This window comes from Sphingomonas sp., assembly GCF_965227385.1.
In the GTDB taxonomy this organism is placed as follows: domain Bacteria; phylum Pseudomonadota; class Alphaproteobacteria; order Sphingomonadales; family Sphingomonadaceae; genus Sphingomonas.
The window spans coordinates 2,888,261-2,913,204 of the sequence record NZ_OZ245750.1 but is presented as its reverse complement, the minus strand read 5'-3'; the positions used below and the strand labels follow the sequence as shown (position 1 = coordinate 2,913,204).

Annotated in this window: 38 protein-coding genes and 2 tRNA genes; 21 read left to right on the top strand and 19 right to left on the bottom strand. The window is 65.0% G+C overall.

The window, feature by feature from the left end; all coding sequences use genetic code 11:
• Positions 1-6: 6 nt before the first annotated feature.
• The 3 genes from ACO05N_RS14365 (at position 7) to ACO05N_RS14355 (ending at position 1,266) form a co-directional block, all read left to right on the top strand.
• Positions 7-1,047 carry a WalW protein gene (locus ACO05N_RS14365; RefSeq protein WP_422057755.1) on the top strand — a complete coding sequence of 347 codons (1,041 nt, stop codon included), beginning with the start codon at positions 7-9 and terminating at the stop codon, positions 1,045-1,047.
• Between the two features lie 19 nt (positions 1,048-1,066).
• A tRNA-Ile gene (locus ACO05N_RS14360) sits at positions 1,067-1,143 on the top strand.
• Between the two features lie 46 nt (positions 1,144-1,189).
• A tRNA-Pro gene (locus tag ACO05N_RS14355) sits at positions 1,190-1,266 on the top strand.
• A gap of 47 nt (positions 1,267-1,313) precedes the next feature.
• Here the strand turns inward: ACO05N_RS14355 and ACO05N_RS14350 are convergent.
• From ACO05N_RS14350 to ACO05N_RS14265, 18 genes are all read right to left on the bottom strand, one after another.
• Positions 1,314-2,396: a site-specific integrase gene (locus ACO05N_RS14350; RefSeq protein ID WP_422057754.1), complete on the bottom strand. Its 1,083-nt coding sequence runs from the start codon at positions 2,394-2,396 to the stop codon at positions 1,314-1,316.
• Positions 2,393-2,665, bottom strand: coding sequence for a hypothetical protein (locus tag ACO05N_RS14345; protein ID WP_422057753.1), 273 nt, complete (start codon positions 2,663-2,665; stop codon positions 2,393-2,395). Before ACO05N_RS14345 ends, ACO05N_RS14350 begins: the two co-directional genes overlap by 4 nt.
• Positions 2,665-3,375: a hypothetical protein gene (locus ACO05N_RS14340; protein WP_422057752.1), complete on the bottom strand. Its 711-nt coding sequence runs from the start codon at positions 3,373-3,375 to the stop codon at positions 2,665-2,667. Before ACO05N_RS14340 ends, ACO05N_RS14345 begins: the two co-directional genes overlap by 1 nt.
• 208 nt (positions 3,376-3,583) lie before the next feature.
• Positions 3,584-3,922: a hypothetical protein gene (locus ACO05N_RS14335; protein WP_422057751.1), complete on the bottom strand. Its 339-nt coding sequence runs from the start codon at positions 3,920-3,922 to the stop codon at positions 3,584-3,586.
• Positions 3,919-4,086, bottom strand: a complete 168-nt coding sequence (locus ACO05N_RS14330; RefSeq protein WP_422057750.1) for a hypothetical protein — start codon at positions 4,084-4,086, stop codon at positions 3,919-3,921. Before ACO05N_RS14330 ends, ACO05N_RS14335 begins: the two co-directional genes overlap by 4 nt.
• Before the next feature lie 97 nt (positions 4,087-4,183).
• Positions 4,184-4,606: a hypothetical protein gene (locus tag ACO05N_RS14325; RefSeq protein WP_422057749.1), complete on the bottom strand. Its 423-nt coding sequence runs from the start codon at positions 4,604-4,606 to the stop codon at positions 4,184-4,186.
• Complete coding sequence (locus ACO05N_RS14320; protein WP_422057748.1) at positions 4,606-4,923, bottom strand: hypothetical protein; 318 nt, start codon at positions 4,921-4,923, stop codon at positions 4,606-4,608. Before ACO05N_RS14320 ends, ACO05N_RS14325 begins: the two co-directional genes overlap by 1 nt.
• Position 4,924: 1 nt before the next feature.
• On the bottom strand, positions 4,925-5,794 hold the full coding sequence (locus tag ACO05N_RS14315) for a recombinase RecT (protein ID WP_422057747.1): 870 nt from the start codon (positions 5,792-5,794) through the stop codon (positions 4,925-4,927).
• 2 nt (positions 5,795-5,796) lie between these two features.
• Positions 5,797-6,735 carry a YqaJ viral recombinase family protein gene (locus ACO05N_RS14310; RefSeq protein ID WP_422057746.1) on the bottom strand — a complete coding sequence of 313 codons (939 nt, stop codon included), beginning with the start codon at positions 6,733-6,735 and terminating at the stop codon, positions 5,797-5,799.
• Positions 6,736-6,826: 91 nt separating this feature from the next.
• Entirely contained in the window at positions 6,827-7,237 is a 411-nt protein-coding gene (locus tag ACO05N_RS14305; protein ID WP_422057745.1) for a hypothetical protein, read from the bottom strand.
• Complete coding sequence (locus ACO05N_RS14300) at positions 7,237-8,103, bottom strand: hypothetical protein (protein WP_422057744.1); 867 nt, start codon at positions 8,101-8,103, stop codon at positions 7,237-7,239. The genes ACO05N_RS14305 and ACO05N_RS14300 overlap by 1 nt, the downstream gene beginning before the upstream one ends.
• Complete coding sequence (locus ACO05N_RS14295; RefSeq protein WP_422057743.1) at positions 8,100-8,324, bottom strand: hypothetical protein; 225 nt, start codon at positions 8,322-8,324, stop codon at positions 8,100-8,102. Before ACO05N_RS14295 ends, ACO05N_RS14300 begins: the two co-directional genes overlap by 4 nt.
• Positions 8,321-8,539 carry a hypothetical protein gene (locus ACO05N_RS14290; protein WP_422057742.1) on the bottom strand — a complete coding sequence of 73 codons (219 nt, stop codon included), beginning with the start codon at positions 8,537-8,539 and terminating at the stop codon, positions 8,321-8,323. Before ACO05N_RS14290 ends, ACO05N_RS14295 begins: the two co-directional genes overlap by 4 nt.
• On the bottom strand, positions 8,536-8,859 hold the full coding sequence (locus ACO05N_RS14285) for a hypothetical protein (RefSeq protein ID WP_422057741.1): 324 nt from the start codon (positions 8,857-8,859) through the stop codon (positions 8,536-8,538). The genes ACO05N_RS14290 and ACO05N_RS14285 overlap by 4 nt, the downstream gene beginning before the upstream one ends.
• 92 nt (positions 8,860-8,951) lie before the next feature.
• Complete coding sequence (locus ACO05N_RS14280) at positions 8,952-9,362, bottom strand: HIRAN domain-containing protein (RefSeq protein ID WP_422057740.1); 411 nt, start codon at positions 9,360-9,362, stop codon at positions 8,952-8,954.
• Entirely contained in the window at positions 9,343-9,738 is a 396-nt protein-coding gene (locus ACO05N_RS14275; RefSeq protein WP_422057739.1) for a hypothetical protein, read from the bottom strand. Before ACO05N_RS14275 ends, ACO05N_RS14280 begins: the two co-directional genes overlap by 20 nt.
• A gap of 28 nt (positions 9,739-9,766) precedes the next feature.
• Positions 9,767-10,285 carry a hypothetical protein gene (locus ACO05N_RS14270; protein WP_422057738.1) on the bottom strand — a complete coding sequence of 173 codons (519 nt, stop codon included), beginning with the start codon at positions 10,283-10,285 and terminating at the stop codon, positions 9,767-9,769.
• A 28-nt stretch (positions 10,286-10,313) separates the two neighbouring features.
• Positions 10,314-10,961, bottom strand: coding sequence for a S24 family peptidase (locus ACO05N_RS14265; RefSeq protein ID WP_422057737.1), 648 nt, complete (start codon positions 10,959-10,961; stop codon positions 10,314-10,316).
• A gap of 86 nt (positions 10,962-11,047) precedes the next feature.
• Between ACO05N_RS14265 and ACO05N_RS14260 the strand changes: the two genes are divergently transcribed.
• The 15 genes from ACO05N_RS14260 (at position 11,048) to ACO05N_RS14190 (ending at position 19,805) form a co-directional block, all read left to right on the top strand.
• Positions 11,048-11,287, top strand: a complete 240-nt coding sequence (locus ACO05N_RS14260; protein ID WP_422057736.1) for a hypothetical protein — start codon at positions 11,048-11,050, stop codon at positions 11,285-11,287.
• Positions 11,284-11,643, top strand: coding sequence for a hypothetical protein (locus ACO05N_RS14255; RefSeq protein ID WP_422057735.1), 360 nt, complete (start codon positions 11,284-11,286; stop codon positions 11,641-11,643). The genes ACO05N_RS14260 and ACO05N_RS14255 overlap by 4 nt, the downstream gene beginning before the upstream one ends.
• On the top strand, positions 11,640-12,101 hold the full coding sequence (locus tag ACO05N_RS14250) for a hypothetical protein (RefSeq protein WP_422057734.1): 462 nt from the start codon (positions 11,640-11,642) through the stop codon (positions 12,099-12,101). The genes ACO05N_RS14255 and ACO05N_RS14250 overlap by 4 nt, the downstream gene beginning before the upstream one ends.
• On the top strand, positions 12,101-12,355 hold the full coding sequence (locus ACO05N_RS14245; protein ID WP_422057733.1) for a hypothetical protein: 255 nt from the start codon (positions 12,101-12,103) through the stop codon (positions 12,353-12,355). The genes ACO05N_RS14250 and ACO05N_RS14245 overlap by 1 nt, the downstream gene beginning before the upstream one ends.
• Positions 12,356-12,469: 114 nt before the next feature.
• The gene (locus ACO05N_RS14240; RefSeq protein WP_422057732.1) at positions 12,470-12,622 is read left to right on the top strand and encodes a hypothetical protein; all 153 of its coding nucleotides are present in this window, start codon (positions 12,470-12,472) and stop codon (positions 12,620-12,622) included.
• Positions 12,619-13,788 (top strand): DNA-methyltransferase, encoded by a 1,170-nt coding sequence (locus ACO05N_RS14235; RefSeq protein ID WP_422057731.1) that lies wholly within the window; start codon positions 12,619-12,621, stop codon positions 13,786-13,788. The genes ACO05N_RS14240 and ACO05N_RS14235 overlap by 4 nt, the downstream gene beginning before the upstream one ends.
• Positions 13,785-14,573, top strand: coding sequence for a hypothetical protein (locus tag ACO05N_RS14230; protein ID WP_422057730.1), 789 nt, complete (start codon positions 13,785-13,787; stop codon positions 14,571-14,573). Before ACO05N_RS14235 ends, ACO05N_RS14230 begins: the two co-directional genes overlap by 4 nt.
• An 89-nt stretch (positions 14,574-14,662) precedes the next feature.
• Entirely contained in the window at positions 14,663-15,073 is a 411-nt protein-coding gene (locus ACO05N_RS14225; RefSeq protein ID WP_422057729.1) for a hypothetical protein, read from the top strand.
• A gap of 15 nt (positions 15,074-15,088) precedes the next feature.
• Entirely contained in the window at positions 15,089-16,033 is a 945-nt protein-coding gene (locus ACO05N_RS14220; RefSeq protein WP_422057728.1) for a DUF2303 family protein, read from the top strand.
• A gap of 2 nt (positions 16,034-16,035) precedes the next feature.
• On the top strand, positions 16,036-16,296 hold the full coding sequence (locus ACO05N_RS14215) for a hypothetical protein (protein WP_422057727.1): 261 nt from the start codon (positions 16,036-16,038) through the stop codon (positions 16,294-16,296).
• Positions 16,297-16,378: 82 nt separating this feature from the next.
• The gene (locus ACO05N_RS14210) at positions 16,379-16,828 is read left to right on the top strand and encodes a hypothetical protein (RefSeq protein WP_422057726.1); all 450 of its coding nucleotides are present in this window, start codon (positions 16,379-16,381) and stop codon (positions 16,826-16,828) included.
• On the top strand, positions 16,825-17,670 hold the full coding sequence (locus ACO05N_RS14205; protein ID WP_422057725.1) for a toprim domain-containing protein: 846 nt from the start codon (positions 16,825-16,827) through the stop codon (positions 17,668-17,670). Before ACO05N_RS14210 ends, ACO05N_RS14205 begins: the two co-directional genes overlap by 4 nt.
• Positions 17,671-17,801: 131 nt before the next feature.
• The gene (locus tag ACO05N_RS14200; protein ID WP_422057724.1) at positions 17,802-18,914 is read left to right on the top strand and encodes an AAA family ATPase; all 1,113 of its coding nucleotides are present in this window, start codon (positions 17,802-17,804) and stop codon (positions 18,912-18,914) included.
• Between the two features lie 61 nt (positions 18,915-18,975).
• Positions 18,976-19,383 carry a hypothetical protein gene (locus tag ACO05N_RS14195; RefSeq protein WP_422057723.1) on the top strand — a complete coding sequence of 136 codons (408 nt, stop codon included), beginning with the start codon at positions 18,976-18,978 and terminating at the stop codon, positions 19,381-19,383.
• Positions 19,383-19,805, top strand: a complete 423-nt coding sequence (locus tag ACO05N_RS14190; RefSeq protein WP_422057722.1) for a hypothetical protein — start codon at positions 19,383-19,385, stop codon at positions 19,803-19,805. The genes ACO05N_RS14195 and ACO05N_RS14190 overlap by 1 nt, the downstream gene beginning before the upstream one ends.
• Positions 19,806-19,809: 4 nt before the next feature.
• On the opposite strand, the gene ACO05N_RS14185 is transcribed toward ACO05N_RS14190, so the two are convergent.
• A complete protein-coding gene (locus tag ACO05N_RS14185) occupies positions 19,810-20,175 on the bottom strand; it encodes a Rap1a/Tai family immunity protein (protein ID WP_422057721.1) in 366 nt (121 codons plus the stop codon).
• A 29-nt stretch (positions 20,176-20,204) separates the two neighbouring features.
• Here ACO05N_RS14185 and ACO05N_RS14180 point away from each other — a divergent pair, with 29 nt between their 5' ends.
• The 3 genes from ACO05N_RS14180 (at position 20,205) to ACO05N_RS14170 (ending at position 24,930) form a co-directional block, all read left to right on the top strand.
• Positions 20,205-21,542, top strand: a complete 1,338-nt coding sequence (locus tag ACO05N_RS14180; RefSeq protein ID WP_422057720.1) for a phage terminase large subunit — start codon at positions 20,205-20,207, stop codon at positions 21,540-21,542.
• Positions 21,543-21,584: 42 nt separating this feature from the next.
• On the top strand, positions 21,585-23,981 hold the full coding sequence (locus ACO05N_RS14175) for an anti-CBASS protein Acb1 family protein (protein ID WP_422057719.1): 2,397 nt from the start codon (positions 21,585-21,587) through the stop codon (positions 23,979-23,981).
• Positions 23,982-24,081: 100 nt separating this feature from the next.
• Positions 24,082-24,930 carry a phage minor head protein gene (locus tag ACO05N_RS14170; protein WP_422057718.1) on the top strand — a complete coding sequence of 283 codons (849 nt, stop codon included), beginning with the start codon at positions 24,082-24,084 and terminating at the stop codon, positions 24,928-24,930.
• Positions 24,931-24,944 lie beyond the last annotated feature (14 nt).

Below are 24,944 nucleotides of genomic sequence, written 5' to 3'. Positions count from 1 at the left end.
CGCGGCGTGAAACGCGCAGCGCAACTCAAGCCCGAACCGGCCGGCTATCGACCGTCCGCACCGCCACCGGATGCCGCCGTGCGGTGGCCCGACAGCTTCGGCACGCGCTTTGCCGTGTTCGTCGATACCGAGGAAGAGTTTGACTGGTCGCAGCCCCTGGCGCGCGAAAACCGGGGCACGCAGGCGATGGACGCCCTACCGGGGATCCATGCGCTGTTCGCCGACCATGGCGTCCCAGCGACCTATATGATCGACGATCCGATCGTCCGCTGTGGGCGGTCGGTCGATATTCTCAGAGGGATCATCGCCGATGGCGGATCGGCGATCGGGTCGCAGCTGCACCCGTGGGTCAACCCGCCGCATGACGAACTGGTCAGCCCGCGCAACAGCTTTCTTGGCAACCTGCCCCGCGATCTGCAGGCGGCGAAGATCGCCGCGCTCACCGATGGCATCGCGGCGGCGTTCGGGCGGCGTCCGGTAATGATGCGGACCGGGCGCTACGGGCTGGGCCCCGACACGCTTGGGCTGCTCGCGGCGGCCGGATATCGCGTCGATACGTCGATGCGCTCGGGCTATAATTATGCTGCGGAGGGCGGTCCCGATTACCGCAGGATTCCGAACCAGGCTTTTAAGGCGGGGGAGGGGGAGCTGATCGAGATCCCGCTGACCACGGTTTATACCGGTGCATTGCGGCGTGGCGGGATCGGGCTGCACGAAGCGCTGGGCCGGGTGCCGCGCGGACGCGGGATCGCGTCCCGGCTGCGGCTCGCGTCGCGGGTCGCGCTGACGCCCGAGGACATGCCGATCGAACTGGCGCTGAAGGCGATCAAGGTTGCGGCGGATTCGGATGTGCGCTTGCTGATGTTTTCCTATCATTCGCCGTCCGCAGCGCCGGGCTACACCCCCTATGTCCGCGACGCCGCCGAACTGGCGGAATTTCGTCGCTGGTGGGAGCGCGCATTCGACATGCTCGACAAGCTGGGCATCGCACCCGCGTCGCACGATCAGATCCTCACGGCGCTTGCCGAGGCGACGGATCGCCCGTAATCGGCGAAACGCGCTGGCGGGGCCTGTAGCTCAATTGGTTAGAGCTGGCCGCTCATAACGGCTAGGTTGCGGGTTCAAGTCCTGCCGGGCCCACCAGCGCATTGCCTTTCGGGTTACACCTGTATAGGCGAGCCGCTCGCGTCGGGGAGTGGCGCAGTCTGGTAGCGCGCCTGCTTTGGGAGCAGGATGTCGCAGGTTCGAATCCTGTCTCCCCGACCACTTTTCAAGCACTTAGCTGACCTCCATTTTTCCGGTTTACACCCGGTTTACACGCTTGCCCGCGCGATACGCTCGCCGATGGCGATGACAACGCGGGCCTGATCGACATATTTCGAGCGAATCGCGGCAACATCCTTGGTGTCCCAGCCCAAGATGTCGGCGATTTCCTGATCGGTGAGCCCGGCGATCATGCAGCGGGTCGCGAAGGTACCGCGCAGGTCGTGCAGGTGCACATCGATACCGCTTTCCAGCTTGAAGTCGTGGAAGCGCGAACCCAACCCGGTCGCGGTCCAGGGCCGAAGATAGCTGCTCGCCAGCACGGTTTCAGGCAGCGGTTTCCGCTTGTCCTGGCGCCGTGCCAGCATCGCGGCCTCTTGCCTCGCCTTGATCCGCGCCAGCAGCGCTTTGGTCTCCGGCATCAACGGAATGGTGACCAGGGTCCGGCCCCGGCTCTTGCTGGTCTTCCAGACGATGGCGTGCTCACCAACCGCTGCCCATGGCAGTTTGACCAGGTCGCCGCGACGCAGGCCGGTTGCGGCGGCGAGCTCGACCGCCTCGATGACTTCCGGGGTTGCCTTGGCGCGGAACGCGGCGAAGTGGTGCGGTTCCCAGATCACATCGGAGCGATCGGCCTCATAGAGCCGATTGGTGCCGAGCAGGACGTTGGCGGGAAGATAGCCGCGATCGAACCCCCATGAGAGTAGCGCCGAGAACGCCGTGATAGCCGCATCGGCGCTGCGGGGCTGGCTGGCCCAGCGGTCGCGCCATTCCAGCACATCGGCGCGGATCCGGCGGTCGGCGAAGGCGCGCAATGGCGCGGTGCCGAATTCGGTATCGATTCGCTTGTGCCAGGTCGCATAGTCGGTGCGCGTCGACTGTGAGAGCGACTTCCACTCCGGCGAGGCGGTGTAGCGGTCTATCAGGCCAGCGATGGTGTCGGCGAACGCGACCTCGGGCTTTCCCGCGCGGGCCGCAGCGGCGAGGTCTGCCAGTTCGGCTGTCACCGCCGGTTTCGTGCCGCCTTCCTTGCGCGCGATCTGCGGACCGCCGCGCCAGGCATAGACGTAATGGACGACCGGCTTTCCCTTTGGTCGCTTGGTGACGATGTGGAGGCCAGCGGGCATCTTCATTTCTCCCGCCTCCCAGCTTTCCACGCATCATAGGCGCTGTCCATCACCGGGCTGACGGGCAGGGCGGGCACCTCGAGTTCGAATTGCTGCGCAATGAGCCGGTCGAGTTGCGCCTTGGCCCAGAACACGTTGGCACCCTCGCGGCGGCTATAGGCGGCGTAGCGCGCCGTGAAGGTGTTCTGCGAAACGCCCATGTATGCGGCCGCCACCGGTGCGGTCATCCGCGCCGGCCAGTCTGGCAGCTTGTCGAGGCGTTCCAAGGCGCCCATCAGCTGGCCGCCACCTGGTCGATATTCCCGCGCACGACTTCGAACGTCACCGCGACGACCCACGGGTTCGCTTCCCATGCGCCGGGGCCGTTGATGCGGTCCCAAAGCGATTCGTATGACCGGCGCGGATCAGCGAAGTGGCGGGTCAGGTTCGGGTTGGTTTCCAAATAGTCGATCCAGCCCCACAGCGAACCCATGCCGCGCGCCTCAATGCCTTCAGCGATCGCATCCGCTTCACTGCAATCCTGCAACCTCTCGACCCGGACATCGGTCACCAGCAGCGTGATGCGGCTCGCCCAGCGGGGCATGAAGATGGCGACCCGGATTTTGCCGTGCTGGTCACAGTTGTCGCGGTCGGCTTCATGCCACACCCGCGTACAGGCGAGGATTTCGCTCGGCTTTTGGTCGTCCCAGCTTTTATGCCCGCGCCATGTCTCTTTGACCCAGAGGCGGTCGCCAACGGCGAAGCGAGCGTCATACTCCATGGGAAAGCCCGCAGCGCGCGCCACCCCGACGCTGCCGTCCAGATCCCATTTGGTCGGATGCTTTGGAAGGCTGGGGTATTGGTTCAAGCTGACCCATTTCACGCCATCGGCGACCTTGCGACCCACACCGAAACACGAGCCGGGGAAGTCCTCGTTCTTCGGTGGCTGCACCTTCATGATGCGCCGTGTCTGCGTCTTGCGCCCGTCGAGCAGCGCGCGGACCATCGGGGCGGAGAACAGGATGGGGCGGTCGGTCCTGCTCCAAAATCCCAGCGAGGTTCTGGCATCGACCGCATTTCGGCCAGCGTGAATCGGAATGACTTGCCGCTGGCGAGCGTATAGCGCCCGCCGCCCTGTTCATGCGCTGCGTCAGAAATGACGCCGCTCGACTTGTTCGCCTCGATGAACGCGCGAACGTTGGCGGTTTGCTCGCTCATGCCACCCTCTCCGGCTGCGCAACAGCGATATCGACATCCATGCCGACGACCTGGCGGACCGCCTCTGCGACCGCACTGGCGTCGATGTGGACCGCCTGCGTCGGATGCTCGACCTTGATCGAAGCAGACAGGGACGGCGTTTCGAAGAGCGCGATAGGCAGATCGATCTTGAGGTTCAGAGCGCGCTCGTTGCGCGCCAGCTTCGGATATCCGGCGGACACCCTTACACTGGGCCGATCGCTGCCACTTTGGCCGCGTCCGATGGTCAGCCAGAAATCGAGGCGCATCGTATGCTGCCCGTCGAAGCGACTCTCGTGGCCGAAACGCGCGCTCATCCGAACACCCAATCACGAATGCGGGCCAGCACGCTGCGCTGCTTCCGGACCACGAGCCAGCGGCCCTTGTTGTCCTCGTGACGCTGCTTCAAAGCACTGCGCAGGGCATCACCCTTGAGGTCCGACAGGCGCGGCGGGTGCATGATAAGAGGATTGTCGCTCATCGTCTCAAATCCTGTCGCCCAGCACCGGCCTCGACGGTGCATGGGCAGTGGCGGTTCGCTGCAAGGGGGCGTGGCAGCGCGAGGCACCGGGGGAAGGTTAGATTTTCGCGAAACGAACGGTCGCGCCGCCCAGGTCGACTTCGGTGAAGTTCGGCCTGTCCGCGGCGTATGCTTCCGCATGGATGGCTTTCATCAGGGCGTAGGTCTTGGGTGCCGACCAATCGCTGCGATAGGCCGGAACGGAGCCGCCGACTTCGCTGAGAAAGCTGGTGGTGATCTCATCCCACCGCCGCGCGAAAGTCGGCCACAACCCACCAGCGCCAGCCATTTCGGCCATCCGCGCCTTCCATTCCGGCACGCGGTCAAGCAGGCGAAGGCACCGAGCGAGATCACCGGGATCTGAGGGGGTAGATGCGCCCCAGTCGCTTTCAACGACGCCCGCCGACAGCCACAGCATAATCGCCTTGGACGATGCTCCGGTGTCCCGGCTCGCGAGCCATTCAGCGATGCGCTTGTCCATCACGCCGCCTCCGCCGTCTCAACCGGCACCGCGAACTCGGGCAGCCCTTCACGCGCGATCCGGGCCATCTTCTTGCCGATGCCAGCGCACGCCGGGGTTTCCGCCGCGACGATCTCGCGCAGCTTGTCGTGCGCGGCGTCGCGTTCGGCGAGGAGTTCGGAGGCGAGGCGGCCCTTCTTGATCGATTCCGCGCGCTCCTTTTCGTAGGCGGCGTCGGCTGCGCGCAGCTTGGAGCGCAGTTCGCTGTTCTCGCGGTGCATCTGCAGCGCCGCTTCCTCGGCGGCCCGCAGCTTGGCGGTGGTGGTCAGTCCGAACATGTCAGTCCTCCTGCTGGGCGGCGGATTCATCGCCGGGGAATTGGTCGCCGTGCTGGTCGTTGGAGCGACCTTCGGCGGCGGTCGGGTTGTCGGCGTCCAGCGTGCCGTCGTTGGTCTCGAGCGACGCTTCGATGGCGTCCAGGCGCGACAGCGGGACAACCGGCGCGGGAGTGGCGTCGTGCTCGACCAGCGGCGCGTCGCGATCGACACCGGCGGCGCGGTCGACGGCATCTTCGATATCGGTTGACATGGGCAGGCGCTTGGACAGCCGGCGCATCACGGTCTTGCGGGCCATCTCGTCCCACCACTGCACCCACGGCCCGCTACCCTTCGCACGGCTGACGTTGCGCACCTTCTCGATCTGCTCGAACGTCATTACCTCGCACAGCTGCGAGCCATCCTTGAGCACGGCGGTGGCATAAGCGCCGATCGCTTTACCGCGGTCTTCGTTAAGCGCAGGGGGCTGGTGCTCGATCGTTTCGTCGAAGCCGAGCGACCACACGAAATGGTCGCGCTCATAGACGACATGCGCCGACACCTTCGCGACCTCGCCGCTCTGTCGGATTTTCTTGAGCACGCCTGCGATCATGGGCATCGCCTGCGCTTTGCCGCCGAAGAGCACGATCGCAGCCTCACGGCCATCGGGGAGCAGACCGTCTTGTGCCAGGCGGACGATCGCGCCGAAAAGCGACCGGCGGTCGGCATTCTGCAGGTCCGGGTTCGCCTGAATCGCGGTCATCGCGACGCGGGTGAACTTCTCGACCGGCACATGCGGAGGCAGCGCGGCCTTGAACTCCGGTGCCATCGCGTTGAGGTTCTGGCGGATCACGGCGACCGGGTTTTCCCGGCGCTCGGCAAGCTGGGTTGCCATGGTCAAATCTCCTTCATCTTGATGTAGAAACGGCGGTGCGGCTTGCGGCCGGGGAGCGTCTTGCCCACCATGTCCGCAGTGATGACCTGGTCAGGCTTGCCCGCGACCTCGGGGATCCGCACGCTGAACCCCTCGACCATCGCGGCGGCGTTGTTGCCCAGCTTTTCGAGCAGTTCGGCCTTGGCGGCATCGACACGACACGCGGCGGCGCGCTCGGCTTCCTTCGCGGCGAGATACTCGTTGCACAGGTCCGGCATCCGGTTGTCGCGGCGCAGGTCGATCAGCGTGTCGGCGGGATCGTTGAACAGTTCGGCCAGCGTGCCGCCGTCGCGCGAATAGTCGGGCTTGGGCGGCTTGTTGTCTGCGATCGTCTGCCAGAACGCCGCGACGCGCGCTTCGATCTCGGCGAACAGCTTGGGTCGGAAGTCGTATTGGTAGCGGCGCAGTTCGTTGCCGCCGACAAGCACGATCACGTCGCCCCATGCCACGCGCGCCAGCCCCTGATAGGTCTGTGATTGCAGCAGATAGTTGGCCGGCGGCTCGTCGCCCCATTGCTTGGCGACCAGCCAATCGGCGGTCTTGACCTCGAGAACGCCGCGCCCGCGCACGGGGCAGCGCACCAGTTGGTCGGGATGGCCGCCTATCCCCTTGCCGTTGTCGAGCCGCTTGGGCGTGTCGATCGGCTCATAGCCCCAGCGCTCACACGCCATCTTGATGATGACCGGCTCGAGCATCACGCCGCAGTAGATCCGCTCGTTTTCCGGCGTACCGTCGTCGCGCATGGCGTTGAACTCGGGCGTCGCGATCGAGCCCTTTTTGCGGTGCCACAGCTCGAAATGGGTCAGCCAGGGCGACAGGTCGAACAATGCCGCGACTTCGGACGCACCGACGACGCTCGCGCGGAAAGCCGCATCACTCAGCGCAGGATCATGCTGGGTCACAGCATCACCATCCCGATAAAGAGGAAAGCCACAGCCAGCCCGACGCAGATGTCATCGGGGGAGGCATTGCGAAGGGTGGAGAGGGCGCGGGTCATGCGGCCCTCACCTTGCTCTGGCGTTGAAAGCGGGCGAAGGTCAGGTCTCCGTCCACGTCGCTGATATCGAGCCACTTCGCATAACGCGCCTTGGATGCCGTCTCGGCGACGGTTGGCATATCGTAACCGCCATAGGAGACGATCCACCGCCGATGCATGTCGCCGATAGCCTTCAGGTGGGCAGCAAGCGCGGCGCGACCTTCATCCGTGACAGCGAAATACTCGCCATCCCCAGCTTCGCCCCGGCTAACCCAATGCGCAGACGCCGCCATTTCCCGACGCAGATCGGTTTCGCCGATGACGTAGAAATAGTTGCGGTAGCTTTCGCCCAATGGATCGACCGGACGGCCAAGGGCATGGTCGAGATGATCCATTGCCTTATCGTTCAGATAGCGGTTGACCTCCATCACTCCCCTCCCGTCAGGCGAGAGAGGGCTTCTTCCAGCTCATGGCATTGCTGCGGATACCGGTCCGAGAACGTCGTCATCTGCGCGACGATCAGGAGTTGGCGTGCAGGCTCGACGATCGCTTCCAGCTTACGGGGATAAGCGCTTGCCTCGGTGGCGAGGGCGGCGGGCGCGGGCATGTATGACAGGCCATCACGCGGACCATCCGGCCCGTTCGGGTGCGTCAAGCTGATCGCGTCGGCAAGGGTGTAGCGCCCCGCCTCATGAACCGATGGCGTGTAACCCTGCGCGTTCGGGCGATAGTAATAGCCGCCCTTGCGGATCACGTATTCAGCCGCCTCCCGCGCCCGTTCTTCCCCCTGTTCGATACGGGGTGAAGTGGTGAGGGCGGCGAGGATGGCATGATGATTTTCGAGAACCGCGACGCCGACTTCTTCGGCGGTATGCTCAAAGATCGTGCAGCCTTCTTCGACAGTGATCGCGGACAACATCGCGACCAGGTCGTCAATCGCCTCCCGCTGTTCCATCGTGTCAGTCATGTGAGCCGGATCAGGCTCGCGGTCGATAGCGATTTCGTCGTCATGCTCGCCGCGCATAATCGCGTTCGCCTTGGCAACACGCAGCGGATTGTCGCTGTCACCTTCGACTTCGGCTGCGTATTTACGACGCGCCTCGCGCAGCGTGTCAGAGGGGGCAGGGGAGGGGGTGGCGAGTGCGGCCTCTGTAGTGACGCGATGGAGACGGAAGGCATCTTTGAGGATCAGGTAGAACTGCGAGCCGCAGCCCATCTCACCCATCACCGCGCGCGCGGCCATCCCATCGCTCGGCACCATGCCCTCGGGCAGCGCCTCATCTACGTGTGTCATGGGTTCATCTCCTTGCGGGCGATAGCGTGCGGAAAGCAGCGATTGCCGTCCGGCGTGGCGTAGCGGGCGTGCTTGGCACAGCCCGGATGCTCGCAAGCGGGAAGGCCGATATGGTGCTGGACGTGCGCATACCCGACGTTGCGGGGCTTCGACCAAGCCGACAGCTTGCGGATGCCGTCACGCTCCATTTGAGCGGCGGCGCGGCGACTTGCGTTTCTCATGCGTCACCTCCGATATGCGGATGGTTCTTGCGCACAGCCGCATCGATCGCGGCGTTCGCAGTTGCCCGGTTGCGTTCAGTCTCGGCATCGAACGGCGCAGGGTCGCGCCAGTATGCTTTGATCGTGTCGAAGCTCTCGCCGCGCAGATCGTAAACGGTGATGCCGTCGCGAGCAGCAGCTTCAAGCAGTCGGGCGTCGCGTTGGGTGGCGCTCATGCCGCGACACCCCGGCCAGCAGCCTCAATCGCATCGGCAATGACATGATCGACATGCGGCCAGCCATAGACAAGCTTGCGCAGCGCTTCGCGATTCTCACCGCACGCACGCATTGCCGTTTCGCAGGCGCGGCCCGAGATCAGGTGCAGGGCGTCAACGCGATCATCGTTCGGATCGAATTGCGACGCCGTTTCATCGTCGCGGGTCCAGCGTTCATGGCTGGCGAGGCGACGGGTCAGGTATGCGGGCGGGTTCGCGGCGCAGCTCGCAAGGAGCGCCTGCGCTGCCGGGGTGCGGTGCCATGAAGTGGGCTGTGCCACGGTGTTGCTCCCTTGCCGCGGGGTGCGGCGTTGGGAGCGAAATTAGCATTTATGCTGTAACAGTCAATGCTATAATTAGCATTCCTGCAAATTTAATCCGGCCAGTCTTGATCCGGCTGCCATTCCGGGTCGGGGTCGACGAATTCGGATTGCTCAACATCCTGCCTCGTCCGAGCCTCTGGCAGCGCCGGTTCATCGCCATCGAATCCGACTCGGATCAGCGCGCCCCAGCTCGTCGGTTCCTGAAAGACGGCGCAGATCTCCCGACCGTTCGCGATCATGCCGCCGATCCATGGCGCGCGCTCGGCGGTGAGGTAGCCAATCTGGATGCCGCGGCTGTCGAAGACGGCAACCGCGTTCTCGTCCACGCGGTTGCGGGGTTCTCGACGCAGGGTGATAGCGTCACCGGGGCGGCACAGGCTTATCCCGAACCGCCGGGTCGGGCCTTTCGGATTCGGATGATCGGCGCCGACGACTGCGAGACTAAGGCTTGGGCGCGGCATCTGTAGTGGCCCGCCGCGCCGCAATCTCCTCATCAGTGAGAAACTTGATTGCCTGCCCGGTTGCCTTGCGGGAACCCCAGCTGATCAATGTTACGCGCGGATCGCCGAACTGCGCGTTAACCACGGCGTCGGCCCCAAGCTTCTTGGCGTCTTCCCACAGTTCCCGATAGACCTTGGATTCGCTCGGATCCTTTGAGAACATCGTCGCCTTGCGAACGCCTTTTTCGACCCTTCCGACGACTCGATATGGGCGGTCGGTGATGTCGCCGGCAATCACCGGAACATCCATCTCCATCAGCGATGCATAGGTCGGGGGCGGGGGCGGGGGCGTCGGGTCCACATTCTGCGCCCCTGCGGTCAGCGCGATCGCGATCAATAAACTCATTTGCGTCATCCCCTCCTAATCATTGAAACTGAGCGTCCTCGCAGATCACTGCGGTCTGCTTGATGGCCTCGGCAGCGCCGGCGACGTCGATATCGACATTTGCATAGTTGCTGTCATAGGTAACGAATTGAACGCGGATACGCGCCGGCTTCCTGGCCATGATCTGCGTCAACAGCTTATGTGCGTTCGCGTCGAACAGGTGAGCTGCTCGTCCATCATAGCGGGGGCGTGGCAGTGCCTCCGGGGCATCTTCATCGAAGCGAAACTTGGCCATATTGATCCCCGCTCGGATCCGGTCTGAACCGAGATAGGTCGGCGTGAGGAACGATACATAGAGGCTACCAGCGCCCGGCTTGTCGCACTTCACCAGCATAATACCCTTAGTCGGATCCATGGCGGTGCTGGATATCCCGCGCTTCGCATCGCTGAAGCTGTCGACCGTCTTTTTTACGGTCCAACTCCCGACCTTGGTCTCGGTGTCTTGCGCCAGCGCGGGGAACCCCAGCAGCATAGTCACCGCGATCGCCATTGTCTTCATGTCGAAATTCCCCCTATCACAAGATCGCTCAAGTCCGCTTGCCGACGAACACCACCCGCGCAACGATGTTGACGAAGTCGATGGGCTCCTCGTCCGGTGGTACCGATGGGTTGTCGGACAGGATCTGGAACCGGTCGCCCTTGACGCGCAGGCGCTTGATCGCGCCGACGTCGCCGATCGTGAACGCCCATAGCGCGTCCTGCTCCTGAACCCGGCGCTGGGACCGATCGAGGAGGACCAGGTCGCCGTCGTGGATGGTCGGCGCCATCGAGTCGCCGCGGCCGCGCGACCAGGTCAGGAAAGCTGGTGGTGACGACGTGATGGTCTCCACCCAGACTTTTGGGAATTGCAGCACCTCAATCTCGACCGGGCCGTCGGTAAAGCTCGCGCCCAGCCCGAAGGAAAGGTCGATATGCTGGATGCCGACCATGGGGAGGTCGGGGTCGCCGTCATCGCGCGCAATGGCTTCCGAGCGACCCCAGCCCGGAAAGTCGGGATAGGCCTGCTCTAGTGCCGCGAGCGTGGTGCGACCCAGGCGTGTTGTCGCCTTGCCGCTCGCTGGACGGGCGAGCGTGGTCGCGGCCATCCCCAAGTCTGCGGCGATGCGCGACGGCTTCTTGCCCGCCCACTGGCACAGATCGTTGATAAGTTTCGTATCGGCTTCGAGACCATCCATGCGCCACTGGTTAGCATCGCTGCTAAAATGGTGCATTGAGCATAAATGCTCTTGCCGGTTAGCCGAAATGCTAATATCTAGCATTTATGGACCAGCAGCAGATCATCGCCGACCTGGAGACCCGCGCAAGGGCCGCCGGTCTGACCATGGGCGAGGCGTGTTCGCGCGCTGAGCTTCATCCGACGACTTTCAGCCGTTGGAAGCAAAGCGAGCGAAACCCGAACCCCGTCGGTGCCAACCTGACCTCGATCAACAAGCTTAAGGCGGTCGTTGAGGCTGCCGAGGAAGCTGCAGCCGCTGCCCCATCCAGCGCGGAGGCCGCATGACCCCGCCCATCAACACCCGCCGCGTCATGGCGCGCCGTCACCACGGATGGGAAGGGGCCAGCGCTGGACTGCTCGCCCGCATCTTTGGCGTTTCGGTCCAGCAGGCCACGGCGATCGTCGCTCAGCGCTGCGCCAGCTGCGGCGAGTCGATCTGCGGCTGCACCGATGCAGCCTGGTCCGGTCCGCGCATCGCGACCGTCGTCATCGACGATTCCGATCCCGGCGCGTGGCAGCGCTTCTTCGCCCAGCGCGACGGAACGCCGCACACCCCGCTGACCGAAGCCGAGCTTGGCGCGCGTCTGGCTGGTGCAGGGCAGGGGGCTGAACCTACTCATCATGGGGATTTTCTAGCATGACGCACCGCACAAACGTCTTGCGGCAAATCGCACCGCTTCCGAAACATCGTGTTGCCGCGCTGCTGTCGGCGGGCTGGTCGCGCGTCATCGCGAAGATCGGCCGCGGCACCTTTGCCGACACGCTGGAGGTCAGCGAGAACACGGTCGGCAATGCGCTGGCCGGACGGACGACGCCGGAGCTTCACACCGCCCTCAACAGTCTCGCCGCAGATCCGACGTCGCTCGACGAAGTGCTCGCCGGTTACGGGCTCCGGCTCGCTCCGCTGCACGCCACGGCGGCGAACGACATGGTCACCGCCGCCGGGGTCATCAATGCGATGGGCGAGCTGGTCAAAGCGCTGGCAGACGGCAACCGCGACCATAACGAGACGCTGGCAATCGCGGCGCTGCTGCGGCCCTACTTGCCGCACCTGGTCGCGATTGTGAGCGAGGCTGATGGGCTGCGGGGGGCTGCGTGATGCGTGTCGGGCTCATCGCGGTCGCGCTGGCGGCTACAGCAACGCGCATTGGCCTTGTGAAGTCGCCGGAACTGGTGCCGCACGCCGAACTCAGCGAGCGGTTCGACGGGCCTGCGCTCAAGGACCGTGTGCGTGGCGTCGTCGGGGCAGGCCATTCGAGCGGTTGCCGGCCCACGCCCCTACCGTGCACTTTTCGCGCAAAGCCGGGGAAGCGCGCGCTCCGTCGGGCGCGCGGCAAGGTGGTGGCAGCATGACCCCACTTACCCCCCCCCGGCCTCGTCCGCTCGCCGGCCCGTTGCCGCCACGCAAGCCGGACGGCTCCTATCCTTTTCGCGACCACCGTTCCTGCGCGGAATGGATGACGCCCAGTGCAGGATGATCAGCTCATGAACCTGCTTGCCGAACACGTCGCCAATGGTGCGTCGCTGGCCGTTGCCGGGCGCCGCATCGGGGTTTCCGTCTTCAAGCGTGACGCGCTTTGGGCGCGGATCTGTGCGCGGTTGGGGGAGCAGGTGCGGTGAGTCGGGTCGAGCAGATCGGAGCAGCGACGCTGTACCACGGCGACAGCCGGGATGTGCTCAAGGCGCTGCCCGACAACTCGATCGACTCCGTCGTCACTGACCCACCGTATGCGCTGGTGTCGATGGTCAAGCGGTTCGGTGGCGAGAATGCCGCGCCAGCGCAGGGCAATGACGCCTATATGCGCGCTTCGGCGGGCTTCATGGGTCGCCAGTGGGACACCGGCGAGACGGCGTTCGCGGTCGCGTTTTGGGCCGAGGTCATGCGCGTGCTCAAGCCTGGTGGCCATGTCATCGCCGCCAGCGGCACGCGCACCTATCACCGGCTTGCCGTCGCGATCGAGGATGCGGGCTTCGAAATTCGCGACATGGTGTCTTGGCTCTATGGTTCGGGGTTTCCGAAGTCGCACAATCAGGGGAATGGCTGGGGCACCGCGCTCAAGCCCGCGTGCGAGCCGTGGGTGCTCGCGCGCAAGCCGCTAATCGGCACCGTCGCGGCTAATGTTCTCGCGCATGGCACGGGGGCGCTGAATATCGACGAATGTCGGGTGGGCGATACCGGCGCGCGCAACAATGGCCGAACTGTCGATAGCGATATTTACGGCAAGCTCGGAGCATTCCAGCGCGTCGAGTACAACAAAGGCCGCTGGCCCGCCAACGTCATCCACGACGGCAGCGACGAGGTGGTCGGGGCGTTTCCTGAAGCGCCGGGGCAGCAGGGTGTAGTCACCGGCAACGAGAAATCGTCGCCGTTCGCGAACGTCTATGGAGACATGCCGAACCGAAACGGGCGCGCCGAACCTCGCCTCGACGCCGGCTCCGCCGCCCGCTTCTTCTACTCCGCCAAGGCCGACGCAATGGACCGAGTCGGGAGCAAGCACCCGACCGTCAAGCCCGTCGACCTGATGCAATATCTTTGCCGCCTCATCACGCCGCCGGGGGGTGTCGTGCTCGACCCGTTCGCAGGCAGCGGCACGACCGGCGAGGCCGCGTGGCGTGAAGGCTTCCGCTGCGTCCTGATCGAGCGCGAGGCGGACTATTTCGAGGACATCGTGCGGCGGATGGGACTCTGCGAAGCGGGTCCGGCGACCCGTCGTCACGCCGTCACAAAGGCGCGCGGCAAGGTCGAAGCACCCGGCGGCCTGTTCGCAGGAGTAGCAGCAGCATGAGCATCCTCGCCGAGATCGAAGCCTTCCTCGCCGAAACCGGCATGGCCGCAAGTCGCTTCGGCGCGCTGTCGGTGAACGACAACGGCCTGATGAGCCGCGCGCGAGCCGGGCGCGAGATCACACCAGCGCGTGCCGAGAAGATCCGCGCGTTCATGGTTGAGCAGCGCGACAGCCCGGCGGAACAAGTCAAGCGCGGGCCCAAGCCGACCGGTGGCACCTGCGTCGATTGCGGCGTCAAATGCTTCCGCCGATCGCTGCGGTGCCGGCCCTGTTCCGCCGCCGCGCGCAGTGGCATCGCCCGCAACAAGGAGGACCGCGAAAAGCCGTTGCCCTCGGATTTTGCCGAAGCCGCCGCGACGCGCCGCGTCCTCGACCTGCGCAAGCACTACGGTGTCGGTGAAAGGACCATCCGTCGCTGGCTGGCGGAAGCTGGCATTGTGCGGACCCGGGCTTGCCGGTTCGGCGGGCGGGAAATGCCTGCGCGCGATACGAAGCCCGTCGAGCAACAAGCGATAGCGCCGAAGCGCGCGACGCCGCGGTCTGTGTGGCGGCAACCTGGTCCACGTCCGCTACCCGACGCCCGCGACAACAGCCGCGCCGGCATGGCGGCTCAATACCTGCAGAAGTTCGGCCCGGTGTTCCGCTGCAATGCCGAAGGCCGCCTCGATCCGCGCGGAACGCACTGGAATCGCGGTGGCCGCACCGTCCTGACCGATGACGAGATCATGGAGCGGGCTCGGAGCAAGGGCTGGGACCCGGACGCGTGGATGGAGATCGCGGCGTGAAGCGCGTCGCTGGAACCTGAGAGATTCACGGCGGGGGACTGGCGCGCACCCTGTCGAGGCGACCCGGAAAGCGTGCCGGAGTGAATGAAATGTCTGACGAATCCGAAATTGTGGAGGAACGTGCCGCAGATGGCGGCCGTCGCTACCCCGCAGCATCCACGCTGTCCGACCTGCTGCTGATGCTGAAGGATGGCCAGTTCAATGCCGACAGCAGCGAGCCGCTGCGCGAGTTCGCGACCAAACTGGAAGCGGTCGGCATCGACACCGGCAAGAAGGCCAAGGGCAAGATCACGCTGACCATCGACGTCGAGTTCGACGCGGACCGCGAGTTCTCGGTCCTGACCCCGTCGCTCGCGTTCAAGCTGCCCGTCGAGAAGCATGGCGCCACGGTCGCGTGGTTCACCAGCGATGGCCGGCTCAGCCCGAACAAGCCGAACCAGGGCAACCTCTTCGGCACCATCCGCGAAATCACCACCGAACCGCGCTCCGTGCGCGGCTGACCCGAGGAACCTATCATGTCCGATTCGATTGCAGACCGCACCGGCGAGGTGATGGAAACCGCGTTCGAGGTTGCTGAGAAGCACTTGCGCGCCGAAGTCGTCACCGTCACCGATCCGCGCGACAATACCGTTGCGCCGTTCGTGCTCACCAATGGCGCGGCCACCCCGATTGCCGCGTCGCTTTTCGATGCCTATCGCGACCACCCGCTGCACCGCACCGGCACGGCGGCGCTGACCCAGCTGCCGTCCTTCATCGCTCTGGTGAACCGGTTCAAGTTCGAAAACTCGGCGATTTTCGCCAACGACGACTTCACCAAGCCGTCGCTGACGGCGATCTTCGATTACCACCCCGACAACGGCGTTGCGCATGACGAGCCGACGCAGGCGATGCGGCACCAGGCCCGCTATGCCTTTCCGCTGTCGAAGGAATGGCAGGCCTGGATCAGCGGCAACGCAAAGCCGATGGGCATGGGCGATTTCGCGCGCTTCATCGAAGACCATATCGTTGATGTCTCCGCCGATCCGGTCGACCTATTCGCCGCAGCGTCGCAGGAGTTCGTGAAAGCCAACCGCGGCACGATCGCGACGCCTTCGAAGCTGGTCGAGATTTCGCGCGGACTGCAGGTTTATGAGCGCGCCGTCATCAAGGAGGCGAAGAACCTCTCGACCGGCGAAGCGCAGTTCACCTTCGACAGCGAGCACACCGACGGCGACGGCAAGCCGCTGACGCTTCCGACGATGTTCTCGATCACGATTCCGGTGTTCGCGCGCTCGAGCGAGGTGTTCCGCCTCATCGCGCGGTTCCGCTATCGCAAGACCGGCGAGGGGCTGGTTTTCTGGTACGAGCTGTGGCGGCCCGACCTGACGTTCGAAATCGCCTTCAACGAAGCGCTCGACAAGGTCGCCGCCGAAACCGGGCTGCCCATCTATGCGGGTTCGCCCGAGAAGGTCGGGGGCTGACCGTGGCCGGCCGCGCACATAACCGATCCGGCATGTCGCGCGGCCGCGCCGCTGCGCCATCGCGCTTCGCCGCGCCGCAGATGACGGGCGCGCAGCAGGAAACGCAGCTGACCCGTCAACTCTGGGAGTGCCGGCCGCACATGCTCGACCGGTACGAGCTGGATGAGCTTTGCGCCAAGTACAACAAGGTTGGGCGGAAGAAGGTTGAGTATCTGCTGACCGTCGTTCGCCAGAAACGGGCTGGGGAGGCGCGGGATCAATGACCTGTCTTCGCCGCATCATCCGCGTCTGGTCGCAGCGCTGGGCCGCGTTCAAGCGCGCCGTCCGTGACGTGGCGGGTGAGGCATGAACGCGCCCTCCTTCTTCCGCGACCTCGAAGCGCCGCTGCTGGACGAGCCCTGGCACCTCGACCCGCGCGACAACGACCCCCGCAGCGAGGACGACCGTGTCGCCGCCGCGATCCGCCGCGCGCGTCTGATCTGCCCGGCGGTGGACATCGTTGCGATCCCGAACGCTGGCCGTCGCAGCCGGTGGGAAGTGAACCAGCGGAAGCGTGAGGGCATGAAGGCCGGTGCGCTGGACTGGGTCGTGACCTGGAATCCCGGTGTGTCCGGGCGCGGTGTCGCCTTCCCGGAATGGAAGAACGGCTCCGACATGCCGGATCAGAACCAGCGGGACCGGCTCAACATGCTGTTCCGTATGGGGCATCACTGCGGGGTGTTCCGGCGCGAGGATAGCTTCTTTGCCTGGCTGCGCGCGATCGGGGCGCCTTTTGTGACGGGGGTGGGGCTGTGAGCTATCACGATGCCGTCACAGACTTCATCGCCGCCATGGAGATCGAGGGGGTCAAGCCCGTCGAGCCGATCGCGACGCGTCTCGCATCCGGCGAGCTGATCCGGTTCAGGTGCGACGGCGACGGCAAGGGCCGCCAGAACGGCTGGGCCATCCTCTACTTCGACGACAGGCCCGCCGGTGCATTCGGCAACTACAGGCTCGGCGTCTCCCGGAAATGGAAGGCCGGGGACGACCGCTCGCTGTCGCCGGAAGAACGCGCCGCGCTCCAACGCGAATGGGCAGAGGCGAAGCAGCGAAAGCTTGAGGAGCGGCAACGCAGCGAGGCCGAGGCCGCGCGCGATGCTCTCGATCTCTGGACCCAATCCGGCCCGGCACGGCCCGACCACCCCTATGCGGTGAAGAAGGCGCTCGACGTTTCACGACTGCGCCAGCGGGACAATCGCCTGCTGATACCGATGTTCGATGCCACCGGCTCGATCTGGAACCTGCAGCGCATCGATGGGGACGGGCAGAAGCGTTTCCTGCGCGGCGGGCGCACCGATGGCCTGTTCTGCTTCATCGGCGATTTCAGTCGCGGCGGGGAAACCTGCTGCATCGGGGAAGGCTATGCCACGATGGCCGCGGTCAACCGGTCTAGTGGCTATCCCTGCATCGTCGCCTTTTCGGCGAAGAACATCGCGGCGGTTGCCCGGCTCTGGAGGGATGCCCGGCCCGACCTCGATTACATCATCTGTGCCGATGATGATTCCCATCTCGAACGCAACATCGGGCGGGAGGCGGCGGAAGCCGCGGCGCTGGAAATCGGCGCCCGTGTCGCAACACCAATCGGAAGGGCGGCATGACTGTGGCGCGTGACTTCGACGATGACGCCCGCGAATTCGGTCCGGATGCCGTGCGGGCCGCGCTGGATCAGGCGCAGTGGCCATGGCCGCCTAGCGCGCCCTATGAGGAGGAGCGCGCCGGGCCAGCGCATATGGCGGCGACCCAGTTCGTCTGGCGTGACGAACGCGAGATCGAGCCGCGGCGCTGGCTCTACGGCAAGCATCTGTTGCGTAAGTTCCTGAGCGTCGACGTTGCCGCCGGCGGCATCGGCAAGTCCAGCGTCAAGGTCGTCGAGGCCTTGGCAATGACGTCGGGACGCTCCCTGCTGCGCAAGGACGTGCCGGAAGGTCCGCTGCGGGTCTGGCTCTACAATCTCGAGGATCCGTTCGAGGAGACCGAACGCAGGCTTCACGCCGCACTGAACCACTACGGCTTGGCGCCGTCCGAACTCGGCGACCGGCTCTATGTCGATTCCGGCCGCGACCAGCCCGTCATGCTGGCCGAGGAAACCCCGAACGGGGCCCGCATCGTCAAGCCGGTGTCGGACGCCCTTATCGCGACGCTCAAGGAGCGCCAGATCGACGTCCTGATCCTCGACCCCTTCGTGTCCAGCCATGCCGTCAGCGAGAACGACAATCGCAGCATCGACATGGTGGCCAAGGAATGGGCGCGCATCGCAGACGTCTGCAACTGCTCGATCAACCTGGTGCACCACGTCCGCAAGACCAACGGCACCGAAGCGACCGCAGACAGCGCGCGCGGCGCATCCTCGCTAATCGGCGCGGCCAGAAGCGTCGTGGTCTATAACCGGATGACCAAGGAGGAAGGAGCCGAGGCCGGCATCAAGCCCGAGCAGGTCAGCTTCTATTTCCGGACCCAGAACGACAAGGCGAACCTGTCCCCGCCCGAGGCGGCGGAGTGGCATCGCATGAACAGCTACGAACTCGCCAACGGCGACCAGGTCGGCGTTGCCTGTCCGTGGTCTTGGCCGGACGCGTTCGATGGCGTGACAACGGCGAAATTGAAGGTGGTGCAGTGTGCGGTAGCAGAGGGGCAATGGCGCGAGGACGTGCGCAGCGGCGACAAATGGGTCGGCAACATCATCGCCCAGGTGCTGGCGATGGACCCTGAAGACGACCGGAAGCGCATCGGGAATATCCTCAAGCAGTGGATCAAGAACGGCGTCCTGCAGGTGGTCGATCGCGACGATGAATCGCGTCGGTCACGCAAGTTTGTGGAGGTCGGAACATGGGTGTCGGAATGATCTGCTCCAGTCCGAAAATCCAACTGGAGCAAACTGGAGCAACTGGAGCGCGGGAGGTGCAGTGCTCCAGTTGTTGGGACCCCCTAAAGGGGGCCCAAACAATCAACTGGAGCAGCACCTCGGCACCGGACGCGAACTGGAGCACGCCATGACCCCCAGCCGACGCCCCGATACCGGCCTGCAACGCCCGATGCGACCGCTGCCCCATGACTTCCGGGCCGTGTTCCTGCGCCTCGGTCAGACCCGGGAAATCGAGGAGCATTACCGGACCAACTGGCGTGTGATCAGGCGATGGATCGAGGAAGCCGGCGGGGACGAGTTGCGGGAGGAACGGGCCCGGGTTTCCGGTGGCTTTGTCCGGCCCCGGCAACGATCGTCGGTGGCGCGGAGCTATGTGCTCGGTCAGCGGCTGCGGGTGATGACGAAGCCGACGTTTTTTGATGCTGAGTTGATGGAGGATGGGAAGTGATGCGCGGCGACAGCGGCGGCAACGCGACCACTACGCGCGAATGGGACCGCCCGAAGGTCATGACGGAGATCTGTCGCCGGCTGATCGAAGGCGAGAGCCTGCGCACGATCTGCGAAGCGGCGGAAATGCCGGACCGGGCGACGGTGGCGCGCTGGCTTGCCCAGGACGAGGAGCTGCGGAAGGAGTACACCTTGGCCCGCGAAATGCAGGCCGAGACCTATGCCGACGAGATCGTCGACATCGCCGACAAGTCGTTCGACCGCGACAGCGCGGCCGCGGCGAAGGTGAAGTTCGAAGCGCGGAAGTGGGTCGCCTCGAAGCTACTTCCGAAGAAGTACGGCGAGGCGACGCTGCTCAAGCATGCTGATGCTGACGGGGAGAAGCTGTCGATCAATGTCAGCTCGGAGGATGCGGGGCTGTGAGCGGCTATTCGCTACCGCATGGCCAAGTTTTACCGATCGCGAGCATCACCAGTGTGGACGCCGCGTAGTGGCGCTCGCCTGGATTCGACCTCAGATACGAAACTACCACGTCGGTGATTTGCTGCATCGTCACGTTTGGCGGCACGCATTGAGCGTTGCCTTTGGCAGCGCGAAAGGTGCCGGTAGCGTCCGCTACGCCCGCGATATATCCCATGCATGCCGCCTGATACTGGTAAAAGGTGACCTCGCCTTTTTCCGTGGTGCACCGTGCGTACAACCTGTTTCCGTCGTAAAATTCGGCCTTCGCTTGCTGCGGAAAAGCGCCGGCGGCGAGCCCGATAATGATCAGAAATATTGCAAAGCTACGCATGTGCTCCCCCTCTGTGGCCTGCTGCCATCATGGCTCAACTAACCCCCCGCCAACGCGAAGCCAACCGCCTGCTCGCTGGCCCGGCCCGCAACATCATGCTGCGCGGCGGCTCGCGATCGGGCAAGACCTTCCTGCTGGTCCGCGCCATCATCCAGCGCGCGATCAACGCGCCAGGCAGCCGGCACGCGATATTCCGATTCCGGTTCAATCACGCGAAGACCAGCATTTGGGCCGATACGATGCCCAAGGTACTGAAGCTGTGCTTCCCGACGCTGCGGGCGCGGTTCGACAAGACCGATTTCTACCTCGAGCTGCCCAACGGCTCGCAGGTCTGGATCGGCGGCCTCGACGACAAGGAGCGGGTCGAGAAGATCCTCGGTGCGGAATACGCGACGCTGTACTTCAACGAGTCCAGCCAGATCCCGTGGGGCTCGATCGAGACCGCGATGTCACGACTTGCCCAGAAATGCGAGCTGGCGCCGGAGATCGCCGCGGCGACGGGCCGGACATACCTCGCGCTCAAGGCCTATTTCGACTGTAACCCGCCTAGCAAGCTGCACTGGTCGTTCCAGCTGTTCCGAGCGAAGGTGAAGCCGGGGACCAAGGAAGCGCTGCCCAACCCCGGCGACTATGTCGAGATGAAGGTCAACCCGAGCGACAACGCCGAGAACCTGCCCGAGGAATATTTCGAGGTGCTGGCCGGCATGTCCGCGGCGAAACGCCTGCGCTTCGAAGACGGGGAATGGGCGAGCGAGGTCAACGGCGCGCTGTGGGCGCTGGAAGACCGTAAGGCGGAGGGTGACCGAGCTATTCCCGGCATCGATCGGTTTCGCGTCGCCACCGCGCCGGAAATGCGGCGCATCGTCGTTGCAGTCGATCCGTCGGGGACCAAGGGTGACGGCTCAGGGGATGATATCGGCATCGTCGTCGCCGGGCTGGGCATTGATGGCCGCGCCTATGTGCTGGAAGATGGGACCTGCCAGATGTCGCCGGAAGGCTGGGGCAGGCGGGTGGTCGACCTCGCGGCACGGCATGGGGCAGACCGCATCGTAGCGGAACGAAACTTCGGCGGCGCCATGGTCGCAGCCGTCATCCGCACCGCCGACCCGCGCGCATCGTTCAAGGAGGTCGTGGCAACGCGCGGCAAAGTGGTTCGTGCCGAACCGATCGCCGCGCTCTACGAACAGGGCAAGGTCAGCCACGTCGGGACCTTTCCCGACCTCGAGGACCAGATGTGCAACTTCACCGCGGCGGGCTATGTCGGTGAAGGCTCTCCCGATCGCGCCGACGCGCTGGTCTGGGCGCTGACCGAGCTGATGCTTGGGGCAGGTTATGATTACCGCAGTGCCCTCGCCAAAGCCCTCTGACGGCGGTAACCACGCGCGGCGCGACAGGCCACAACGACGCGCATGGGCATCGCGCGCAAACTAGCCGACGGGCTGACCAACGTCATCACCGGGCTTGGTACCCGCGCTGACGCACGCACTGCGCGGACCTATGTCCGCAATATCCTGTCGCCGGACCAGATCGAGGACGCGTTCCAGGCCTCGCCGATGCTGCGCAAGGCAATCCGCATGCCCGCGATCGACCGCATCCGGGCATGGCGCAACTGGCAGGCCGACGACAAGCAGATCGAGGCGCTGGAGGCCGAGGAGGAGCGGCACCAGCTGCAGATCAAGGTCAAGCGGGCGGAGGTCCTGCGCGGGCTTGGCGGCGGCGCGCTGATCCTCGTAACGGCGGGCGACCCGGCGCTTCCGATCAATGTCACGGCGGCAAAGGGGTTGATCGCGGTCAATGTCGTGTCGCGATGGAACCTTGCCGGTCAGGACTGGGTCGAGGACCTGTCGCGCCCCGATTACGGCACCCCGACCTATTGGACGATGACCGGCACGCGCGGCCAGACCCCCCTCCATCCGAGTCGCGTCGTCTGTTTCCGCGGCGAATCGCTGCCAGGGCTGCGCAGCGGCAACTGGGACAACGAATTCTGGGGTCTCGGTCGCGTCCCATCGCTGATCGAGCCAGCCCAGAACCTTGAGGAGGCGCTGAACACGTTCAACGCCATGATCAAGGACGCGCTGAACGTGGATATTGGCATCACCGGCCTGCTCGACCTCGTCGCGACCAGCGATGGCGAGGCGCAGCTGATGAAGCGGCTTTCGCTGATGGTGCAGGGCTCGTCGGTGTTCCAGGGCCGTCTCTACGACCTCGGCAACTCCGAAGGAAAGGGCGGCGAGAAGATCGATCGGCACCAGGTCAGCTGGACCGGTATCCCCGACCTGATCCGCACCTATGCCGAGGCCTTCGCTGCGGCGGCCGAGATCCCGGTCACGCGTCTGTGGGGCACTTCGGCGAAGGGTCTCAACGCCACCGGCGAGGGCGACGACCGCAACTACAAGGAGATGGTTGACGAGGGGCGCGACACCGAGACGAAGCCCTGCCTCGACCAGATAGACGCGGCGCTGATCCCGTCCGCGCTCGGCTCGCGACCGCCTGAAGTGTGGTGGAGGTTCGGCGACCTCGACGTCCCCAGCGACAAGGAAGAGACCGACCGCTTCAAGGTGTTCGTCGAGGCCGCGGAGAAGGTCCAGATGTCGGGGGCTATCCCGGACGCCGCCTTCGCGAAGGCCTATCAGAACTCGCTCGTCGAGAATGGCTGGATGCCGGGTCTTGAGGGCGCGCTCGCCGAGATCCCGGAAGATGAGCGATTCGGGCTGTCGTCGGATGACGATGGTTCGGACCCGAGTGCTTTGCAGGCGCAACAGCGGGAAGGAGGTGATCTGTCTTCTCTACCGGCGCCGGGGATTGGTGAGGAAGCACCGCCCCGGCGACGGCTGCAGGCGAATGATGCCGAGCCGCGCACGCTTTACGTCCGCCGCGATGTGGTCAACGTGGCTGACCTCAAGGCCTGGGCCCGCGCACAGGGCCTTCCTGAGCTGCAGGACGGGCTGCATGTCACCATTGCCCACAGCCGAACGCCGATCGACTGGATGAAGATCGACGGGGAATGGAACCAGGATGAAAAGGGGCAGCTTACGATTCAGCCCGGCGGCGTTCGCATCGTCGAGCCGCTCGGGAATCGCACCGCGGTGCTGCTGTTCACCTCGTCGGCGCTGTCGTGGCGGCACGAAAGCATCATGCGCGCGGGCGCTTCGCACGACTATCCCGAGTATCAGCCGCACATCTCGCTGACCGGCGAACCTGTCGATCTGTCCGCAGTAGAGCCCTATCGCGGGAAAATCGTGCTTGGCCCGGAGATTTTCGAAGAGCTCGAAGACGGGGGTGCGCCGACCGGCGACCGCCCTTTTGACGACGCGCTGACAGGGAGAGCGGGACGTCGAGCTCGCGGTGCGATCGGCGGCAAATTCGACCCGACACAGCCCCGCGATCGACATGGGCGGTGGATCCCGGCAGGACGTCGCGCATTCATCGACGCGGCCGCCAAGGGAGCGACGAACAACGCCAAGCAGATCGAGGTCGGACGTGTCGGCGCAAAGGCAAAGGCTGCGCTCGAAGCGCGGGGAATTCGGCTGAAGGGTGACGGCGTCGCGCTCGACCCCGGACTGGTTCGGCATATCGTCGTGAGGCACAGCGCCGAGCGCGGTGGGCAGCGTAATGTCAGTGGCGCAGACATCGCATCGGCCTCCAGCCTTCTCAACAGCGCGCGAACGCTTCGCGCAAGCCGACCCGCGCGCAACGGCTCTCAGCGCTTCATAGCGCTGACACAAAGCCGCGGCGAAAGCGTCTACAGCGTGTTCGAGGTCCGCAAAAAGGCGGTCACGCTGGTCACGATGTGGAAGAAGGGGTGACTGGGATGCTCGATGCCAACGCCGAAGCGTACCCCGAGCTGTACGGCATTACCCGCCTCCCAGCATCTGCGGCGTGTAGCGCATTGAGGGTAAATGTTCAATGACCGTCGATCTCGCTGCCCTGGCCCGCCGCCGGCGCAATATTCGCCGCAGCGCGATCGTTCTCCGCGACATCCCCGTCCCAGCAACGCTGGCGACGGACCTGTTTAGAGGCTCATACCTCCCCGTCATCCAGATCTGGGAACGCGCCGCCGCGCGCATCGTCGAGGCATATGGGCGAACGCTGTCGGTGCTGACCACCGACAGCCCGGCGGATATTCAGGCACAGATCGACGGAGCGGCATCGGAGTTCGACCGCATCGTGCTGGAACTGCGCGCCGAGCTGGAGCGCTGGGCGCTGCGCGTCGAGCGGTATCAGCGCGCGAAATGGACCAGCGCTGTCCTCTCGGCGAGCGGCGTTGATCTGCGGCTGATGATCGGTCCGGAAGGCGCGCGCGAGACGCTGGAAACCTACATGCGGTGGAACTCGGCGCTGATCCGGGATGTCTCGGACCAGGTCCGGCAACGGGTATCGAGCGCGGTGTTTGCCGGCGTCCAGAATCGCAGCCCGGTGCGCGATGTCGCCAAGGCGATCCGGGAAGCGACTGGCATGGGCCGGACGCGCTCCATGGGCATCGCGGCGGACCAGGCCAGCAAGACGATGGCCGCGCTGGCCGATGAGCGCGCGCAAGAGGTCGGGCTGACGGCTTGGAAGTGGCGGCATAGCGGCAAGAAGCACCCGCGCGAGAACCACAAGGTCCGCAACGGCAACCTCTACTCGAGCAGCAAGGCGATGGTCGGCAAGACGGTCGAGGGGCAGACGGTGCTGGCCGAACCAGAGGCAAGCGATCAGCCTGGGCGTCCGCCGTGGTGCGGGTGTCGGAAACAGTTCGTGATGGTGTTTGACTGACGGCGGTAACGCGC